The sequence below is a fragment of the Belnapia rosea genome, assembly GCF_900101615.1.
Lineage (GTDB): Bacteria > Pseudomonadota > Alphaproteobacteria > Acetobacterales > Acetobacteraceae > Belnapia > Belnapia rosea.
Genome location: NZ_FMZX01000004.1, coordinates 250,938 through 270,664 on the forward strand (window position 1 = coordinate 250,938; position 19,727 = coordinate 270,664).

15 protein-coding genes and 1 tRNA gene are annotated in these 19,727 nt (G+C 70.9%); all 16 read left to right on the top strand.

Annotated features, from left to right (window positions below; translation table 11 throughout):
• The first annotated feature begins 35 nt into the window (after positions 1 to 35).
• A complete protein-coding gene (locus BLR02_RS11625; protein ID WP_090663220.1) occupies positions 36 to 1,646 on the top strand; it encodes an ABC transporter substrate-binding protein in 1,611 nt (536 codons plus the stop codon).
• 1 nt (position 1,647) lies between these two features.
• Positions 1,648 to 2,670: an ABC transporter permease gene (locus tag BLR02_RS11630; RefSeq protein ID WP_090568309.1), complete on the top strand. Its 1,023-nt coding sequence runs from the start codon at positions 1,648 to 1,650 to the stop codon at positions 2,668 to 2,670.
• A complete protein-coding gene (locus BLR02_RS11635) occupies positions 2,667 to 3,512 on the top strand; it encodes an ABC transporter permease (RefSeq protein ID WP_090568312.1) in 846 nt (281 codons plus the stop codon). Before BLR02_RS11630 ends, BLR02_RS11635 begins: the two co-directional genes overlap by 4 nt.
• Positions 3,509 to 5,158: a nickel ABC transporter ATP-binding protein NikE gene (gene nikE / locus BLR02_RS11640; RefSeq protein WP_090663222.1), complete on the top strand. Its 1,650-nt coding sequence runs from the start codon at positions 3,509 to 3,511 to the stop codon at positions 5,156 to 5,158. Before BLR02_RS11635 ends, nikE begins: the two co-directional genes overlap by 4 nt.
• Before the next feature lie 74 nt (positions 5,159 to 5,232).
• Complete coding sequence (locus BLR02_RS11645; RefSeq protein ID WP_090663224.1) at positions 5,233 to 6,441, top strand: acyl-CoA dehydrogenase family protein; 1,209 nt, start codon at positions 5,233 to 5,235, stop codon at positions 6,439 to 6,441.
• A 62-nt stretch (positions 6,442 to 6,503) separates the two neighbouring features.
• A tRNA-Arg gene (locus BLR02_RS11650) sits at positions 6,504 to 6,580 on the top strand.
• Between the two features lie 677 nt (positions 6,581 to 7,257).
• On the top strand, positions 7,258 to 10,317 hold the full coding sequence (locus BLR02_RS11655) for a tubulin-like doman-containing protein (RefSeq protein ID WP_090663226.1): 3,060 nt from the start codon (positions 7,258 to 7,260) through the stop codon (positions 10,315 to 10,317).
• A gap of 3 nt (positions 10,318 to 10,320) precedes the next feature.
• Positions 10,321 to 10,947 (top strand): hypothetical protein, encoded by a 627-nt coding sequence (locus BLR02_RS11660; RefSeq protein ID WP_090663227.1) that lies wholly within the window; start codon positions 10,321 to 10,323, stop codon positions 10,945 to 10,947.
• On the top strand, positions 10,938 to 12,902 hold the full coding sequence (locus tag BLR02_RS11665; RefSeq protein ID WP_090663229.1) for a vWA domain-containing protein: 1,965 nt from the start codon (positions 10,938 to 10,940) through the stop codon (positions 12,900 to 12,902). Before BLR02_RS11660 ends, BLR02_RS11665 begins: the two co-directional genes overlap by 10 nt.
• On the top strand, positions 12,899 to 13,612 hold the full coding sequence (locus tag BLR02_RS11670; RefSeq protein ID WP_090663231.1) for an ABC transporter ATP-binding protein: 714 nt from the start codon (positions 12,899 to 12,901) through the stop codon (positions 13,610 to 13,612). Before BLR02_RS11665 ends, BLR02_RS11670 begins: the two co-directional genes overlap by 4 nt.
• A 12-nt stretch (positions 13,613 to 13,624) precedes the next feature.
• Positions 13,625 to 14,851 (top strand): FtsX-like permease family protein, encoded by a 1,227-nt coding sequence (locus BLR02_RS11675; protein WP_143018109.1) that lies wholly within the window; start codon positions 13,625 to 13,627, stop codon positions 14,849 to 14,851.
• Positions 14,851 to 16,695: a formylglycine-generating enzyme family protein gene (locus tag BLR02_RS11680; protein ID WP_090663235.1), complete on the top strand. Its 1,845-nt coding sequence runs from the start codon at positions 14,851 to 14,853 to the stop codon at positions 16,693 to 16,695. Before BLR02_RS11675 ends, BLR02_RS11680 begins: the two co-directional genes overlap by 1 nt.
• Before the next feature lie 19 nt (positions 16,696 to 16,714).
• Complete coding sequence (locus BLR02_RS11685) at positions 16,715 to 17,569, top strand: hypothetical protein (RefSeq protein ID WP_090663237.1); 855 nt, start codon at positions 16,715 to 16,717, stop codon at positions 17,567 to 17,569.
• Between the two features lie 65 nt (positions 17,570 to 17,634).
• Complete coding sequence (locus BLR02_RS11690) at positions 17,635 to 17,907, top strand: hypothetical protein (protein ID WP_090663239.1); 273 nt, start codon at positions 17,635 to 17,637, stop codon at positions 17,905 to 17,907.
• Between the two features lie 71 nt (positions 17,908 to 17,978).
• Positions 17,979 to 18,827, top strand: coding sequence for a hypothetical protein (locus tag BLR02_RS11695; protein ID WP_176849521.1), 849 nt, complete (start codon positions 17,979 to 17,981; stop codon positions 18,825 to 18,827).
• Positions 18,828 to 18,948: 121 nt separating this feature from the next.
• Positions 18,949 to 19,727, top strand: a protein-coding gene (locus BLR02_RS11700; protein ID WP_408735514.1) for an IS5 family transposase whose coding sequence is annotated in 2 segments (ribosomal slippage) — positions 18,949 to 19,273 and positions 19,273 to 19,727 — 780 coding nt annotated over the 2 segments. Because the reading frame shifts where the segments join, the coding sequence is not laid out codon by codon here. This gene is flagged as partial in the annotation.

Consider the following 19,727-nt stretch of genomic DNA (forward strand, 5'->3'; position numbering starts at 1 on the left):
GCTGACACAATGCGGCTTTGGTCTGGGGACATGGGATGAAGATCACGCGTCGGGATATCCTCGCCGGTACGGCTGGCCTGGCGGCGGCGCCCCTGGCCGGGCCGGCCATGGCGCAGAGCCGGGCGGAGACGCTGCGGCAGGTCACCGGCAATACGGTCAACACGCTCGACCCCACCATGCCGGGCTCGACGCGCGAGGCCTTCGGCATCAGCGTCAATATCTATGACCGGCTGGTCTCCTTCGGCCGGAAGCAGAGCGGCGCCGGCTGGGTGTTCGACCCGGACACCATCCGTGGCGAACTCGCCGAGCGGGTGGAGACCAGCGCGGACGGCACGACCTTCACCTTCCACCTGAGGCGGGACGCCAAATTCCACGATGGCACGCCGGTGACGGCGGAGGATGTGAAGTGGTCGCTCGACCGCCATGTGTCGGCGCGCTCGCTGGCGGCGGTGCAGATCCAGACCGGCTCCTGGACCAGGGCCGAGCAGTTCCGCATCATCGACCAGCATACGGTCGAGGCACGGGTCGAGCGGCCGGACCGGCTGGCGCTGCCCAATCTCTGCACGCTCTACTGCATCATCATCAACAGCAAGGTGGCGAAGGCCCATGCCACGGCGGAGGACCCCTGGGCGCAGAACTGGCTGAAGGACAATGCCGCCGGATCCGGCGCCTATATGGCCGAGAGCTTCAAGCCGGGCGAGCAGGTGATCCTGCGGCGAAACGACAACTGGAAGGGCTCGCCCGACGGCAAGCTGCCCTTCTTCCGCCGCATCATCAACCAGACCATCCCCGAGGCGGCGACGCGGGCGAACCTGATCGAGCGGGGCGATGCCGACCTCTCCATCGACCTGCAGGCGAGCGACGTGCCGACCCTGGCGCAGCGGCCGCGGGTGAAGGTGGTCTCGACGCCGCAATTCAACGCCTTCACCATGGTCGCCTTCAACACCCGCATGGCGCCGTTCGACAACATCAAGCTGCGGCAGGCAGTGGCGGCGGCGCTGCCCTATGGCGACATCTTCAAGGCGGCGCTCTTCGAGCGTGGTGCGGCGCTGTTCGGCGCCGACTGGAGCGAGACGCCGCCGACCGCCCGCTTCCCGCAGCCGCTGCCGATGAAGACCAACCTCGCCCGCGCCCGGGCGCTGATGGCGGAGGCGGGCTTCCCGAACGGGCTCGACACCACCTTCTCCTTCAATGTCGGCTCGGCGGCGACGAGCGAGCCGATGGCGGCACTGATCAAGGAATCGCTCGCCCGCATCGGCATCCGGATCGAGATCCAGAAGCTGCCGGATGCGCAGATCTCGACCCTGGTGACCGAGAAGAAGCTGCCCTTCCTGACCGAGACCTCAATCGCCTGGCTTCCCTCGACCGACTACTTCTTCCGCAATTTCTTCACCGGCGAGCAGCGCTGGAACTACAGCAGCTGGAACAACGCCGAGATCACCGCGCTGACCGCCAAGGCCCGCTTCGAGCAGGACGCGGCCGAGTATGACCGGCTCTGCCGGCGGATGATCGCGGTGCTGGCGGAGGAGGTGCCGCTGATCCTGCTCTGGCAGCCGAACCAGGATGCGGTGATGACCCAGGCGATCGATGGCTACACCTACCAGTACCACCGCCAGGTGGATTACCGCGACCTGCGCCGGGCCTGACATGAGGGGCATCGCGGGCCGGGCGGGGCGGCGCTTCCTGTCCTCGCTGCCGGCCCTGCTCGGCGTGCTGGTCTTCACCTTCCTGCTGATGCGGGTCCTGCCGGGCGACCCGGCGATATTCTTCGCCTCCGGCCCGAATGCGGGGCAGGCGGAGATCGAGGACATCCGGCGCCGCATGGGCCTCGACAAGCCTGTGCCGGAGCAGCTTCTGCTCTATCTGCGGGATGTGGCGACCGGCAATCTCGGGCGGTCGATGACGACGGGGCAGCCCGTGCTGAACGACCTGCGGGGCCGGCTGCCGGCCTCGCTGGAGCTCACTTTCTGCGCATTGCTGATCGCGCTGGTGCTCGCGGTGCCGCTCGGCATCCTGGCGGCGCTCAGGCCGGGCTCGCTGCTCGACCATGGGGTGCGGATGCTCTGCACCCTCGGCGTCTGCGTGCCGACCTTCGTCTCCGGCCTGTTGCTGATCTACGTGCTCTACTACCTGCTGGGCATCGCGCCCGACCCGACCGGCCGGATCGACATCTTCGCCTCGCAGCCGCCGACGGTGACGGGCTTCCTGCTGGTGGATGCAGCCCTGGCGGGGGATTGGGAGGCCTGGTGGGCGGCGGCGAGCCAGCTCGTGCTGCCGGCCTGCACCATGGCGCTGTTCGTCCTGGCACCCCTGGCGCGGATGACGCGGGCCTCGATGCTCGCCGTGCTGACCAGCGACTTCGTCCGCACCGGGGAAGCACTCGGCCTGTCGAGGCGCCGGGTGATCCTCGTCTATGCGCTGCGCAATGCGCTGCTGCCGGTGATCACCATCATGGGCATCGTCTTCTCGACCATGCTCGGGGCGAATGTGCTGGTGGAGAAAGTGTTTTCCTGGCCCGGCGTCGCCTCCTACGCGCTGGATGCGCTGCTCTCCTCCGACTACGCGCCGGTGCAGGGTTTCGTGCTGCTGATGGCCTCGATCTTCGTGCTGGTGAACCTGGTGGTGGACCTGCTCTATGGCCTGGCCGACCCGCGGGTGTCGATCGGATGAGCGCGACGCTCCGGCATGTCGGCTGGGTGCTGCGCGGCAACCCGGTCACCTTGCTGGCCGGCTGCGGCTGCGGGCTGATGGTGCTGGCGGCGCTGCTCGGGCCCTGGATCGCGCCCTATGACCCGGTGGCCTCCAATGTCCCCCTTGCCCTGCAGCCGCCAAGCGCGGCGCACTGGTTCGGGACGGACCAGCTTGGGCGGGACGTGTTCAGCCGGGTGCTGGTGGCCGCAAGGCTCGACCTCGCCATCGCTGCCTCGGCGGTCAGCCTCTCCTTCCTCATCGGCGCCACGGTCGGCAGCTTCTGCGGCTATGCCGGCGGGCGGCTGGATGCCTGGGTCGGCCGCTTCGTCGATGTGCTGATGGCCTTCCCGCTCTTCGTCCTCGCCATGGCGATGGTCGCGGCGCTCGGCAACCGGGTCGAGAACATCATCTACGCGACGGCGATCATCAACCTGCCCTTCTATATCCGCTTCAGCCGGGCGGAGGTGAACATCCGCCGCAACCTCGGCTGGGTGGAGGCGGCACGGGCCTCGGGCAACAGCCATGTGGAGGTCGTGTTGCGCTTCCTGCTGCCGAATGTGCTGCCGGCCATGGCGGTGCAGATCTCGCTCAACCTCGGCTGGGCGATCCTGAATGCGGCGGGGCTTTCCTTCCTTGGCCTCGGCGTCCGGCCGCCGACGCCGGAATGGGGGATCATGGTGGCGGAGGGCGCGCGCTTCATCACCACCGGCAAATGGTGGCTGGTGGCCTGCCCCGGGGCGGCGCTGATGTTCGCCGTGCTCTGCTTCAACCTGCTGGGCGACGGGCTGCGCGACATCCTCGATCCGCGGATGCGGACATGAGCCGCCTGCTGGAGATCAGCGACCTCCGCGTCGAATTCGCCACGCGCAACGGGCCGGTGGAGGCGCTGAAGGGGGTCTCGCTGTCGGTCGGGGTGGGAGAGACGCTCGGGATCGTGGGGGAGAGCGGCTCGGGGAAGTCGGTGACGGCCTTCTGCGTGATGCGGCTGCTCGACCGGGCGGGGCGGATCGCTGGCGGGCACATCCGCTTCCGCGGCGAGGACATCACCCGGGCCGGGCGGCGGGTGCTGGCGCCGCTCCGCGGGGCCGCGATGTCCATGATCTTCCAGAACCCCCGCGCGGCGCTGAACCCGATCCGCCCGGTCGGCTTGCAGATCGCGGATGTGCTCAGGGCGCATGAATCCATCTCGGCGCGGGAGGCGCGGGAGCGGGCCGTCGCGCTGCTGGAGGCGGTGCGTATCCGCGACCCCGTGGCGCGGCTGGCGGCCTATCCGCATGAGTTGTCGGGCGGCATGTGCCAGCGGGTGATGATCGCCATGGCCATCGCCTGTGAGCCGAGCCTGCTGATTGCCGATGAGCCGACCACCGGCCTCGACGTGACGACGCAGAAGACGGTGATGGACCTGCTGGCCGAGACCACGGCACGGCGGGGCATGGCCATGCTGCTCATCACCCATGATCTCGGCCTTGCCGCGCAATATTGCGGGCGGATCGCGGTGATGGAGCAGGGTCGGGTGGTGGAGGAGGCGCCGCCGGCGCGGCTCTTCGGCACGCCGGGCCATGCCTATACGCGGCGGCTGGTGGCGGCCTCGCCACGGCGGGACTCGACGGTGGCGAGCCTCGTCGGCGCGCCGGAGCCGCAGCCCATGCCGCTGCGCCCGCGCCAGCCCCTGCTCGAGGTCAGGGAGCTCGGCAAGCGCTTCGGAACGGCGGCGGCGGTGGATGGGGTCTCCTTCCATCTCGATGCCGGGGAGAGCCTCGGGCTGGTCGGGGAGAGCGGTTCGGGGAAGAGCACCATCTCGCGCCTGGTCTGCCGGCTGCTGGATCCCAGCGAGGGGAGCATCCGCTTCGACGGGGAGGAGATCGGCGCCATCCCGGCAGGGCGGTTCCATCGCAGCCCCTATCGGCGGGCCATCCAGCTCGTCTTCCAGGATCACGGGGAGAGCCTCAACCCGCGCTTCTCCGCCTTCGACTCCATCGCCGATCCGTTGCGTCGGCTGCTCGGGCTGCGGGATGGGGCGGGGCTCAGGGCGCGGGTGGAGGAGGCGGCGGAGCGGGTCGGGCTGCCGGGGGATTTGCTGGGGCGGTTTCCGCATCAGCTCTCGGGCGGGCAGAAGGCGCGGGTCGGGATTGCCCGGGCGATCGCCGCGGGGCCGCGGCTGCTGGTGCTGGACGAACCGACGGCGGCGCTCGACGTCTCGGTCCAGGCGGTGGTGCTCCACCTCCTGGACCGGCTGCGGCGGGAGAGCGGGCTCGCCTATCTCTTCGTCAGCCATGACCTGAACGTGGTGCGGATGATGTGCGAGCGCACCATCGTTCTCCAGACAGGCAAGCTGGTGGAGGAGGGGAGGAGCGAGGTGCTCTTTGCCGCGCCCCGGGCCAGCTATACGGCTGAATTGCTGGCGGCGATCCCGCATTTCGCGCCGGAGGAGGGCGATGCGAGGGCCAGGGCCGCGGTCGCGGGCTGAGCCTCCGGCTTTCGCTTGGCGGGCGGGGTCGCCATGCTAGCCTCCTTCCCAAAGCCTCGGGAGGAGACGGGATCATGGCTGCTGCCGAACTCGGCACCCTGGCGCCGCAGGTGCCCGAGGCCCTGACCCGGCCTGGCCCGGTCGGGCATGCGCGGGCCCTCATCCCCCTGCTGGAGTCCGCCGCCCCCGCCATCGAGCAGGCGCGGGAACTGCCACCCGCGGTGCTGGAGGCGCTGCGGGCCAATGACTTCTTCCGCCTGCTGACCAGCCCCGCCATCGGCGGCCAGGCGCTGCCGCTGCCGGTCTATGCCGAGGTCGTCGAGGCCCTGGCGATCGGTGATGCCAGCACGGCCTGGTGCGTGAACCAGGGGAATGTCTCCGCCCTGACCTCGGCGACCTTCCTGGCACCCGAGGTGGCGCGACGCTGCTTCGGCGACCGTGACAGCGCACTCGCCTGGGGTGCCCAGCACAACCGCGCCACGGCGGTACCGGTGCCCGGCGGATATCGGGTGACCGGGCGCTGGGACTTCGCCAGCGGCAGCCGGCATGCCAGCCTGATGGGCGCGCATGTGCCGGTGACGGAGCCGGACGGCACGCCGCGTCCTGGCCGACCGCAATTCGTCACCGTGCTCTTCCCGCGCGGGCAGGCACGGATCATCGGCGACTGGGCGGCGATGGGGCTGCGCGGCACCGGCAGCGACAGCTACGAGGTTGTGGATCTCTTCGTGCCGGACAGCCATGCCTGCTTCCGCGACCGTCCCGAGGCGCGGCGGGACCGGGGGACGATCACGGCCTTCAGCTCGCATCTCTGCTACGCCACTGGCTTCGCGGCGACGGCGCTGGGGACGGCGCGGAGCCTGCTCGACCGCAGCATCGCCCTGGCGCGCGGCAAGTCGGCCCGCGCCGCGGCCCAGCCGATGGCGGAGAACCATGGCGTGCAGTCGCAGATCGCCCAGCTCGAGGCGCGTCTGCGGGCCGGCCGTGCCTATCTGCTCGGCACGGTGCGGGAGGCCTGGGCGGAGGCCGAGGCCATGGGCGAGCTCAGCCTCGACACCCGCATGGCGGTGCGGCTGGCGACGACCAGCGTCATGGGAGATGCAACCGAGGTTTCCGTCGCCTGCTACCGGGCGGGCGGGACCACGGCCATCCTGGAGGCCGAGCCTTTCGAGCGCCGGTTCCGCGATGCCCTCTGCATCTCCCAGCATCTCCAGGCCACACCCTGGCATCTGGAGATGGTGGGGCGGCACCTGCTCGGCGTCCCGCAGGTGCCGCAATTCCTCTGAGCAAGCCTTGGGCGAAGGGGGCTTCCTTCCCGCCGCTGCCTGGGCTAAGGGAGGGGCGCGCTGGACCCGTAGCTCAGCTGGATAGAGCGTTGCCCTCCGAAGGCAAAGGTCGTACGTTCGAATCGTATCGGGTCCGCCAATTTTTCAAGCACTTAGAAAGCCACGGCTAGCCTCGTCGAGGTGAGTGGCTATCCGGTGGCAACCCGTCGCTTCGACTGGTTAGCATGGGGCATTGACCATGCTAATCAGCCAAAGCCACCAGTGCGCTCGTGAGAGGCGCCTCCATTCCTCGCTGCCGTAGGAGCGCCGGGCCGGAGGCGCCGAGCTCGACCCGTGGGTACAGCCAGGATCAGGGACGGCCAGGCCCGCGCGCGGCGCGCCCGGCGGTCGTGTCGTCCGGTGCGGCCCGGCGAAGCCGAGCCGGCCAGGCCTGCCACCGCGCCGACCGTTGATCCGACTGGGCGCGCCGTTCTGCTCAAGCGGGTGGTTGCGAGTCCCATTCCTATAGGGGGAAACCGCGGCAGGTACGGACGCAAGCCCGGCCCGCATGCGGTATGGAGCGACAATAGCGCGGCTGGCCCTCTTTCGTCGGGCGCTATCCACCTGCGGGAGAAGTATTCCTGTCGAAACAAAAATGAACCAAAAACGCTAGTCCAGTACCGGAGCGATGAACAAAAAACAAATCCAGTTACAGAAAAACTCCGGAAAAGGTGATGTATTGACCATCATCAGGAGACCGAAAGGTTCGAATAGGAGTATCGAACGGATTGAGATTCGAATGTTAGTTTGCTTCCGCGGAACTTTGGGTGGTTCGAGATGAGCGATGAAACGTCACGGAACCACATCATCCTCGGCTTGGGCGGCACAGGAGGCCGCGTCATAAGGGCCCTGAGGAAGCGTATCTGGCAGCTGCACCGCCCGCACGGCATCCCGGACGTCAACATCGAATACCTCTACGTCGACAGCAGCCCCGAAATGATGGGCGACAACGACCCGGCTTGGCGGGTGCTGGGCGAGTCCGTCCAGTTGCCGCGCGCCAGCCGCCTACTGATCGGCGGCGCCCGCGTTTGGGACGTGCTGGAGAACCGCCGCGCGTTTCCCTCCATCGCGCCCTGGATCGGCGACCGGAAGGCCTGGGCGCAGGTGCCCGGGAACGTCATCGACGCCGGCGCGGGCGGCCAGCGCCGCCGCCTCGGCCGATTCCTCTTCGCTATGAAAGCCCCGGAGTTCCGCGAGGCAATCAAGGCGCTTGCAATCAGGCTGCGGGACAAGCCGGCCGGTGACGGCTCAGGCGGGCGGACCGGCGGCCGCAAGTTGCATGTCCACCTGGTCACCGGCCTGGCTGGGGGCACCGGGGGCGGCAGCTTTCTCGACGCGATGGCGATGCTTGCCAACGACCGCGAGGGGGTCGGCGACGACGTGAAGATCTCGCTCTTCGCGCTGCTCCCGGAGCAGGGCTCGCTCTGGAACGACGGGAATTACTACGCCAACGGTTACGCCGCCCTGCTCGAGCTGAACGCCGCCCTCCTCGCAGGCGCCCGGGCGTACCGGCCCTACGACCTCCGCGGCACCGGCGAGCGCCTGACCCTGCCGGTCGACCGGATCGGCGGCATCTATCTTTGCTCGAACGAGAACCGCGCCGGCGCGACGATCAATGTGCAGCACGAGGCGCCCTCGATGATCGCCGACTTCCTATACGAGAGAATCGCCGAAAGCCCCCGCCAGCAGTCGCCGATCTTCAGCAACGAGAATCGCAACATGGGGCCGGAGACGGTCCCCGGCACGGCCGTCGGCGAGAGGGCTAGGCGCTTCTCCGCCTTCGGCATCCGGCGGGTGGAGTACCCGGAGTCCGAGATCGAGGAGTACCTCACCCAGTCCCTCGTGCGCTCCGCGGTGCTGGCGTTGCTGCACAACAACTGGAGCGACAGCTTCGGCTTCCTCGACCGGCCGCCGAATGCGAGCTGGCGGGACCGGGCCGAGGACCCTGCGCTGCTCGAGACCTGGCACCTCGCCGACGCCCACCTGCGCGGGGAGGCGCCGGTGCTGGCGCAGGACAAGCGCCGCGCCGAGCAGGAGGGCTGGAAGCCAAACTTCGAGGGAGAATGGCTGTCAGACCGCAACTATATCCACGAGCAACTCGAAGCCGAGAAGTACCCGGCAGGCGAGCTGCTCCCCAAGTTCCACGAGCTGATGGAGGAGGGGTACGAGAAAGGGTTCCGGCGCAAGGGTGTCGCAGCCTACTTCCGCGATCGGCTGCTCGACCGCGCGGTGATCGCCCGGACCATGGTCGCCTCGCTCGAGGCCGACCTGCTCCGCCGGTGGCGCGAGGGCCACGAGGGCTGGTCCCTAGCGGGGATCGCCGCGACCATCGAGGCGCTGCGGCTCTCCCTCTCCGCACGCCGCACCACCCGCGCCGCCGCGCTCGACGCGGCCCGGAACGGCCTCCAGCTTGCGGAGGAGCACATGGAGGAGATCGTGGCCGATTGGTCCCGCAAGGGCCTGATCGGCCGGACCATGGGCCGCCGCCAGGTCCTTGCCGACTACGGCGAGGCGAACCAAACCTACCAGCGCATCCGCACCGACCTCGCCGCCGACGAGTTCGCGCTGGAGCTGGTGCCCGTAGTGCTGCAGGAGCTCGCACAGCTGGAGACGAAGGTGGGCGAGCTGCGCCAGCTCTTCGAGGGCGCGCTGAAGGACGCGCTCGACCAGATCGCCTCGCGCCTCCGCCCCGCCGGAAGCGCCGGGCGCACCGAGCCCGACCGCTACTTCGACCCGGCGAAGGTCATGGCCATGGCGGAGCGCATGGCGCGGGACAAGAACGAGATGGGCCGCATGGCGGCGTCGGTCCAGCAGCTGCTGCTCGACACGCCCAGGATCCGCGACAGCACGACCTTCGGCACGATCCTCGACGAGCTGCGGGCGGAGGCGCTGGACCAGCGTGTATTCCAGGAGTGCAACCGGCAGGTCGCGCGGATCCACGACCGGTTCGCGCAGTCGGACGGCGACCGCGTCCTCGGGGTCAAGCTCCTGCAGCGGCTCCGGAACGACCTCGGTGGCGACCGCGATAGGATGCAGGAGTTCGTGCGGCGCCTGGTCGACCAGGCGCAGCCCTTCCTGCGCTACGACGAGACGCAGCGGGTGATGTCGCCCGACGCCGTCGGCGCGCCGCGCGAAGCCGCGCTCGGGCAGGGTGCTTCCGCGGTCATCGTCCAGCGGCCGCAGCCGCCTGAACTCGCCGCCTTCGGCCAGCAGCTCGACCGGGTATTCCGCGAGACCGGGCTGAACATCAGCATCCCCGAAGACACCACCTCGCGGCCGAACGCGCTCACCGTGATGTCGATCGACACGGCTCTGCCCGCCCGCTTCATCGCGACGGTCGGATTTCTGAAGCAGGAGTACCTTGCCCGGCTGCGCGGGCTGAACGAGGTCGCCCGGCTCGAGGTGCACTCCGAGGACGCCGCAGCCGACCTGCCGGACCTGTTCGTCGAGCCGGTCGCACCGGCCAAGGCCAACGCCACCCTGCTCCTCGGCCGTGCCCTCGGTCTGGTGCTCGAGGACCGTGACGAGGCGGGCCGGCGGCAGGTCGTCCTGCGATACGTGAAGGATGGGTTCACCTACCGCGACCGCCTGGCGGGCAGCTTCGACGAGTTGCCCGACTCCCTCGCCCACGCCGAAGTCATGCGGCTCGACGAGATGGTCAGCCAGCGGCTCGGCGCCCCGGAACTGCGCCACATCGACGACCGCCGCAAGCTCGATCGCCAGCTCGTCGACATGGTGCAGGAGGTGGAGCGGACGAGCGGCGATGGCAGTGAGGCGTACGTGAGGATGCGCGATGCGGCGCTCAAGGCGCGGCAACTCCTCAGGCTGGAGGACTGAGACGTGGCCACGACAACCCGCGACGGCGCGATGCTCGCCGCAGTCTGCCGGAACAATCCTTCCCGCTGCAAACTCGCGGCCAGTAAGGAGGTCCAGCGCCACCCTCGCGCGGACTGGCACTGCTCCGAATGCAACTTCGGGCCGATCGTCCCGGCAGCCCGGGCGGCGTGGCGCCTGCCCGTGCTCGCGGGCGTAGGCGTGCTGGCCCTCGCGCTGGCCGGTGCCGCCGTGGTCGGCCTCAGGGCGCCGAGTCCAGCCGCGTGCGCCGATCGCGCCGGTGCCTCGGCCCTCCCCCCAGACACCGCGCTCGCCATGGCAGAAGACTGCTTGGCGTCGGGCCGGAAGAACGAAGCGGTCTCCCTGCTGGTAGACCTCCGGCGGCGCGGTAATGCCGCCGCGATCTACGCGATGGGCCGACTGTACGACCCGCACGACCTCGCTCCCGGCCGGCCGAGGCAGCTCGAGCCGAGTCTGATCAACGCGGTGGAGTTCTACCGCCAGGCCTGCGGGCTAAACCATCCCCAGGCCGCCTCGGCGCTGGAGGGGCTCCGTCCCGCGGTCAAGGCAGAGGCGGAGCGCGGGGAGCGGGTGGCCACCGACCTCCTGGAGAACTGGCCGCGATGCGGATGATTCGGACCTTTTCGCTGGCCATCGGCCTGCTGTTCGCCGCGGGCCCGGTCGCGAGCCAGACGCAGGATGCGGCGCGGAGGCCGCTGCCGCTCCGCGAGGCGCCGGAGGTCTTCCAGCGCGTCCTCACCTCCGCGCCGGGCGCGCGGCTGGCCGCGTCGCCCGGGAGCGCCGCGCGCGGCGTGGCGCTCCCCGTTTTCAGCATCCTCTACGTCTACGGGCAGCAGGGCGAATGGCTCGAGGTCGGCAAGGACCTCCGCCGTGGGCCTGAGGGCTGGTTGAAAGCCGCCGAGGCCCAGGACTGGTCGATGATGATGGCCATGCAGTACGCGCAGCAGGGCAGGCGCCGCCGCGTTCTGTTCTTCGAGCGGCAGCAGGACGTCGCCGACCTTGTGGACGCGCCCGACCCGGGGCCGCTGGTGGAGCGGCTCGAGCAGGCCGCCGATGCCAACCGCCGTATCGACCCGTCCGTCGTCTCGATCGAGCCGCCGCTGCCCCGCGGTCAGCAGCAGTTCCGCTCCAGCCCCTACCTCATTCCCATCCTCGGGCACCGACGCACCCGCTTCGCGGGCGGCCAGGCGGCGACGCTGCTGCAGGTCGCGCTGGTCAATGCCGGGCAGGTGGCGACACCCTCCCCGCCTGGCCTCGACCGGCTTGGCGGCGCCATCGTCTTCGTCCTCGACACCACGATCTCGATGCAACCCTTTCTCGACCGCACCCGGGAGGCGATCGAGCGCGTGCTCGGCGGCCTGCGCGGCGCCGGACTGGACGGCAAGGTGACCGTCGGAGTCGTCGCCTTCCGCAACAACATGGATCAGGAGCCGCAGCGCTCGCGGCTGGGATACACAGTGAGCGTAGTCCAGAAGCTCGACCCCGCAGCGCCCCTGGAGCAAGTCTCGGCGGCGCTGCGTGGGCTTGAGGAGGCGAAGGTCTCGACGCACTCCTTCAACGAGGATGCGGTCGCCGGGCTCTGGACGGCGGTGCAGCGACTGGACTGGGCGCCCTTCGCCGATCAGCCCAAGCTCCTGGTCTTCGTGAGCGACGCTGGCGCGCTGAGCGGGCGGGATCCCCGCGCGATGTTCCGCGGCACCAGCCTGCTCAACGTGGTTGAGGCCGCGAACCGCCAAGGCATCTCGATCCTGCCGCTCCACATCGCCTCGGCCGAGGGCCGGCGTCTTGGCAATGTCGGCCCGGCCCGCCAGCAGTATCAGCAGCTCGGCCTCACGGGCGACGCGAATTCCATGAAGTACCGCCAGCTTCGCGCCGGCACGCCGGCGGAGTTCGACCGCTACATGACCGAATTCGAGCGCTCTCTCCAGCCGGTGTTCCAGGCATGGTCCCGGAACCGGCCGATCCCCGCCCCCGAGGCGGGGAGCAACGGCGAGGGCGCGGAGGGGTACGGCGCGCTGGTGGTGAACGAGCTGTTCAGCGCGCAGCAGCGCTACATCGGCGCCCGAGCCGCCACCCGGTCGCGCCCCGTCGCCACCGCCTGGGCGGCGGACCGCGACCTGACCGACCCGGACCTCAATGCGCTGCGCGTCTCGGTCTATCTCACGCGCAACCAGCTGAGCCAGCTGGCCCTCTCGACCCGCCGCATCGCGGAGACGGCGGCCAATCAGGAGATGACCGCCGCGAACATGTTCCGCATGCTCCAGGCGCTCTCCGCCTCGACCGCCCAGGATCCCGAACGCTTCAAGGACAACACCGAGAGCGTCGGTGACTCGGGTGTCCTCCCCGGCTTCCTCAAGCTGCTCCCCTATCGCAGCCGCTTCCTCGGCCTAACCGCGCAGGGCTGGAGCCAGATGACCCGCGACGAGCAGCAGCAGCTGCTAGACGAATTGGAGTTCAAGCTGCGCGCCTATCGCGAGATGGACGCGGACCAACGGAATTGGGTTGACCTCGCGGGCGGTGACCCGGGCCAGCAGGTCTACCCGATGCCCCTGGAGTACCTGCCGTGAGCCTCACACTCGCGGTGGAAGGCCTCGTGGTGGACCGCCGCCCCCAAGGTGTGGACTTCGTCCTGGAGCAGGAGAGCTTCGGCCTGCCGCAGGGAGGCGCCGTCGCGCTCACGGGCCCTTCGGGCTGCGGCAAGAGCACGCTGCTCGATGCCCTATCGCTCATCCTCAGGCCGAACCGGCTCCGCAGCTTCGTGCTGCGCGGGCGCGGCGGCGAGGCCGACCTGGCCGCGCTGCTGCTGCGTGGGAGCGCGGACGCGCTGGCGGCCTGGCGCGGCCGGGCGATCGGCTACGTCCTGCAAACCGGCGGGCTGCTGCCGTTCGCCACAGTCCGCGACAACATCGGCCTGCCGCGCCGGATTCTCGGGCTGCCGGGCGCAGGGCGCACTGCGGAGATCGCCGAGCGGCTGGGCATCGCCGCGCTGCTGCCGCGCTGGCCGGGCGAGCTGTCGGTCGGGCAGCGGCAGCGCGTCGCCGTGGCACGCGCACTGGCGCACGAGCCGGCGCTGCTCATTGCGGACGAGCCGACCGCGTCGCTCGACGCGCGCACTGCGGACACGACGATGGCGATGCTGGTCGCGGCGTGCCGCGAGGGCGGCGCCTCCCTCGTGGTCTCGAGCCACGACCAGGGCCTCGTGCGGCGGCACGGCGTCCCGACGCTGCGCTGCGTCGAAGCCGGCGGCCGGGTGCGTTTCGCGCCGGATGCGGGCTGAGGCCGCCCCCGCGTGTCCCGCACGATGCTGCTGACGAGCTCCATGCTCGCCTGGAACGACCTCCGGCAGGACCTCAGATTCAGCCTCTGCCTCGTCCTCTCGGTCACCGCGGTTGTCGGGCCGCTGCTGGTCCTGTTCGGCCTCCGGTTCGGGGTGATCGAGACCATGCGCGACGAACTGCGCCGCAACCCGACAACGCTGGAGCTTCGACCGCTGACGCAGGGGCGTTTCGACGCGGGCTTCTTCGCGGCGCTCCGCGCCCGCCCGGGCGCCAGGTACGTCCAGCCCACCCCGCGCTTCCTCGCAACCATCCTGCCGCTGGCGCGGGAGGGAGCGGCGGAGGACGGCGAGGCGGTGCTCGCGGACATGCTGCCGAGCGGCGCCGGCGACCCGCTGCTCGCCGGGCTCACTCTCGGCGACCTGCCGGAGGACGGCGTCGTGCTCTCCGCCACCGCGGCCGAGAGGCTGCGCGCGAGCCCCGGCGACCGCGTCGTCGGCCGCTTCGCCCGGGTCACGGAGGAGCGGCGGGAGCTGGTGCTCCTGCCGCTGCGCGTCCTGGCCGTCCTCGCGCAGGCTCGGCTCGCGCGGGACGCCGCCCTGCTGCCGCCGGCGCTGGTCGAGGCGAGCGAGGACTACCGCGAAGGGCACGCCGCCGCGGCCCTCGGCGCCGCCGGGCGCGATCGCCAGCCGGGCGAGCGGCTCCACGCCGGCTTCCGGCTATTTGCCGCCGACATCGATGCGGTGGAGCCGCTGCGCGCCTGGTTGGCGGCCGAGGGGGTGCGGGTCCAGACCGCCGCGTCGGAGATCGCGCTGGTCCGCAGGCTCGACCGGGCGCTCGGCCTCCTGTTCGGCCTCATCGCCGCGCTGGGCGGCGGCGGGGCCGCGCTCGGCCTGGCCGTCAGCCTCTGGGCCAATGTGGAGCGCAAGCGGCACGAACTCGCGGTGCTGCGGCTGATCGGCTTCCGCTCTGCCGCGATGGCTGCATTCCCGCTCGTCCAGGCGGTCGTGGTCGGCATGCTCGGTGCGCTCGCAGCGGTCGGGATGGCGCTCGCTGCTTCGCCCCTGGTATCGTGGGTGCTGCGCGGCACGGTGGCGGAGAACCTCGTGGTCTACCGCCTCCCGGCCAGCGCGCAGCTCTCGGTCCTCCTCTTGACCCTGCTAGTCGCCGCGCTCGCTTCGATCGGCGCGAGCGCCCTCGCCGTCCGGGTCGACCCCGCCCTCACGCTGCGGAGGCTGTGATGCGCCGGTGCGCCCTGCTGATCGCCGGCGGGATCGCCCTGGCGGTCCTGCCCGCCCGACACCCGCTGGCGCAGCCCGCGGAGGATCTCTGGTGTCGGCTGGACGACCCCGGCGCGGCCGAGGCGCAGCGACGGCAGAGGCGGCCCTACTCCTGCCAGGAGCGACGTCCCGCCGCGGAACTCCCAGAGGAGCTGGCGCTGCCGCTGCCGTGCGGCCGCTTCCTGGTGATGCGCAGGGTCAGCTTCCGTCCACAGGACCTACTGGACCACGACGAGGTCTTCCTCGGCAGCACGCAGCAGGAGGACCCGCGTGCCCGCGCGATGTCCGGTCCGCGGCGGACCTACGTCACCGGCACGCTGGCCGAGCCTCGGGGGCAATCGCGCCACTTCTACATCGGCAAGTACGAGGTCACCGCGCTCCAGTGGCAGATCTACCAAGCCGGCCTGCTCGAACCGAAGCCGGAGGAGGGGCGGTGCGACGCGGTCAGGGCCGCGGCGCGGGAGATGCGGGGCACGCAGGTGCCGCCGGCGACCGGCATGACCTGGTTCGACGCCGTGGCATTCGCCGACGCGCTGACCCGCTACCTCGTGCGGATGGACGATGAGAGGATCCGGAACAAGCTCCCGCCGGAGGCGCTGCCCTGGGTCGAAGCCGCTCCCTCCTTCCTGCGGCTCCCGACCGAGGTGGAGTGGGAGTACGCCGCGCGGGGCGGGGTCGCCACGGCGGCGAGCCAGGGAGAGCGCCTGCCGCAGGTGCGGCGGAACGGCGGTGGAGAGTCGCCGGAGATCGAGGAAGTCGCCAGCCTGACCTCACCCGAGAACGAGCCCGCCGAAGGTCAGCAGGTGCACGCGGTCGGCCGCAGGCTGCCCAACCTGCTTGAGCTCTACGACGTGCTCGGCAACGCGGAGGAGATGACGGCAGACCTCTTCCGCCCCGTCCGCCCGGACGGGCTCGCGGCCATGCCCGGTGGCTTCGTCAGCCGCGGGAGCAACGCGAACGATCCGCGGGCGTCGATCGGAGTCGCCAGCCGCCGGGAGATGCCGTTCTACGACCGCGGTGGCGCCTTCCGGTCGGCGACGCTCGGCTTCCGATTGGCGCTTTCTGGCCCGATCTTCGTCAAAAAGCGCAACGGCGACTTCGAGGAGCTCGTCTCCGATCCCGAGGCCGACCGCGCCCTGCAGGCCTCGATGGAGCGCCTGGGCGCGGCCAGTGGGGCCGGCGCCGGGTCGCGCGAGGCCATGGCCGCCCAGCTCGCCAGCATGCGCCAGGTGAGTGAGCGCAGTGCCATCGACCCGCAGCAGGTGTCGCGCCAAGTGCAGCAGCTGCAGGCCGAGCTGGCCCGCGGCAACGCGGAAATCAACGAGCGCGACCGTCGCATCCACCGCCAGCTCGTGGAGAACCAGGTCGGCCTGGCGCTCGGCTACAACAACCTGTTCCGCCGGGTCGAGATCGCGCCGACGCTGATGGAGCGGCTGCGGGAGCGGGTCAGGACCGGCCGGCGGGACGACGGGCAGCCGCTCCCGGACGAGCAGCGGCGGGCCTACGCGGCGGCGCTCTTGCAGGCCCAGGGCGACCTCGCCCGGTTGCGCCGCACCAACGAGCTGAATTTCGGCCAGTACGTTGAGAGCCTCGCCGTCCTCGCGCGCGAGCCGGGTCCGGCAGTCGACACGGCGTTCCAGGCGGTGGCGGGCACCGCAGGCCGGCGCGAGGACCGTGACTGGCAGCGGGCCCTGCAGTTCGTGCAGCGCCACCTCAGCGAGGTACGGCGGATAGGCGGGGTGCCGGACGAAAGGCGGCTGCCGGAATGGCGGCTGGACCTGCAGCGCCGGTTCATGGAGCCGTGACGCAAGGGGGGAGATCACGATGGTAGGGCGGGACATGCATTCGAATGGGGGAATCGCGCCGCACGGCCGTGCGGCGCGGGCGGTCGCGATGCTGGCCGCGGCGTCGCTGACGATCGGCGGCTGCGCCACGGGATTAAGCGGGCCGGTGGTGACGGCGGACGACCCCTGCAGCAGCTACCGGCAGCCGATCGCCGACGTGAAGCGCAGCGGACTGCAGCCGGACGACGTTCTCCTCGCCGTCGGCGTCGGCACCGCCGCCGGCGTGGTCACCGGGCTAGCGACCGGCAAGCCCGCAGCCGGCTTGGCGGCGGCGCTGGTGGGCGTGACGGCGACCGCGGGCACCCGCTACCTCCAGCGGCAGCAGCAAGCGCACCAGAACAGGCAGCAGCTTGCGGCGGCGATCTACCAGGACGAGGTGCGTGACGGGAGCAGCTTCGCCCCGGCGCGGGCGGCGGTGGCGCAGCTGCGCGGGTGCCGGCGCCAACAGTTCGACGCGTTGCTCACCGACGTGCGCCGCAAGCAGGCGACGCAGGGGGAGGCCCGCAGCCGCTTCGACAAATTGCTGGCGCAGCGCCGCCGGGACGACGAGATAGTTTCTGCCGCGCTCGACACCGCAGGCCAGCGCGTGGGGCTCTACCAGGAAGCGGTCGAGAAATCGCAGTCCGAGGAGCTCTACTCGGCCTTCGCCAGGCGGTCAGGCCCGGTGCCGCCAGTCCCGGCCCAGAACCCGGCAGGCGTGCGGAACGTGGCCCACTCGCCGCGGCCCGCGTCGGCCCCGCTGCGCGCGGTGGTCGACGACGTGAAGCAGACAGAGGAGAAGGACAGGAGGGGGACCGACAGCACCGTAGACTCGCTCCACGTCCTCCTCGGATAGCCGTGGCCAGCTCCAGCGGAACCGCCGGGCACCGCCCCCGGCGCAGCCCGGTCGCGTAGTCGGCGATGCACGCCTTCCTCGCCTGGGCGCTCGGGCTCATCGGCGGCGCCTTCTTCTCCATCGGCCTTGGGGGGATGTGGGCGCAGGTCGTTGCGGCGCTGCGCAGCCCGGCATTCGGCGGCTATTCGGCTACCGGCTGGCTGGTGCCGACGCTGCTCCTGGCGCTCGCGGCCGCCGCCTGGGCCGGCGCCGCCCTCATCTGGGCGGCGCGGCCACGACCAAGGGCGATCCTGCCGCGCCATCTCGGCCGCGGCACCGCCTTCCGGAGGCGGCGGTAGTGGCCGCCGGGAGAGCGCGTCGCCCGGCCGTTGCGGCGGGGAGCGCCTTTCCGAAGGGTACGCTGATCGTCTTGCTCGGGGCGGCGGGCGCGGGCCTGGGCGCGGCCGCCGGCGAACTGTTGAAATTCGCCGACCGGGGCGGTGCGCTGCAGCTCGCGCTGCTCACCGGGGCGTGGTTCGCACCGGCAGGCTTCGGGATGGCTTTCGGGATCCGGCTCGGGCTCGACCTCCACCTACGGGCTGGGCCGCGGCTAGACGGCACGGTGCTGCTGGCCGCAGGCCTCGGCGGCTTAGGCGGCTTCGCCGCCTTCGCGCTCGGGCAGTGGGTCTACGCCGACACGATCGCCGCCGGCGGCACCGGCATCCCTATGCTCTGGCGCGAGGGCTTCCGCACGTCGGTCTGGGGCCTGGCCGGCGGCTGCCTCGGGGCCGTGGTCGGACCGGAGATACCAAATCTGGGCATTTGGCGCGGCTTGGCGGGCGGCTTGGCGGGAGGCGTCCTCGCCTGCCTCCTCTTCGTCGCGATCAGCGTGGCGGGCGGTCCAGAGCCCATCGCCCGGATCCTCGGGCTGACCGCCTTCGGCGGGCTGCTCGGCGGCATGATCGTGCTGGCGGAGGCGATGCTACGCGGGCCGCGGGTCGAGATCCGCTGGGGCCGGACCGGGCGGGTCGTGGTGGCGCTGGGCAAGACGCCCGTGCTGATCGGGAGCGGACCGGGCAACACAGTGGTGGTGACCGGTATAGCCCGGCGCGCCCTCGGGTTCGAGATGGCTGGAGGGCGGGTGATCTGCAGGGACGCCGAGACCGGATCGAGGGAAACCGTGGCGGCGGGCTGGGCGCGGCGCCTGGAGGACGTCACGGTCACAGTGAGGGGCTTGCCGCCCGGGGCCGGCAACGGGCACAGGCGAGCGATGCCGTGAGGCCCACGAAGGCGGACATTGCGCGCGACCTCCAGCGCGCTGGCCCGCTGTGCCTCCGGGGTGACGGCGCCAATAGCACTTAGAGCTAAGAACAAAACCCGGGCTGAGGCGTTGAGGAGGGATGGCTCTCCTCGTTTCTGATGACCTCTGGGGGGTGGTGGAACCGCTGTTGCCGCGGGAGCGGCCGAAGCCGAGAGGTGGCAGGCCGCGTGCGCCCGACCGTGCGGCGCTGGCGGGCATCTTGTTCGTGCTGCGAACGGGCATCCAGTGGCATGAGGTGCCGACCGAACTGGGCTGCTGCGGCAAGACCTGCTGGCGAAGGCTGGGCGAGTGGCATGCCGCCGGGGTCTGGAGAGGACTGCACCGTGTGCTGCTGGAGCGACTGCAGGACGCGGGCGCCCTGGACTGGAGCCGGGCGGCGCTGGACAGCACCAGCCTGCCCGCCAAAAGGGGGGCGCCGAGGTTGGGCCGAACCCGACGGACCGCGGCAAGCCTGGCACGAAGCGCCACCTCGTCACGGATGCCCAGGGCACGCCGCTTGGCCTGACGCTGAGCGGCGCCAATCGCCACGACAGCCGTATGCTGGCGCCCACCCTGGATGCAGTACCGGGCGTGCGGGCCAAGCACAGGGGACGTCCGCGCCGTAGGCCCACCAAGCTCCACGCCGATAAGGCTTACGACCACCGCCGCTGTCGCCGTGAGTGCCGCACCCGCGGCATCACGCCACGCATCGCACGGCGTGGTATCGAAAGCAGCGCCCGGCTGGGCCGCCATAGGTGGGTCGTGGAGCGTACCTTCGCTTGGCTGGCCCGGTTCCGACGCCTGACTGTCCGCTACGAGCGCCGCGCCGACCTCCATCTCGCCCTCACAACCCTCGCCTGCGCCGTGATCTGCCTGCGC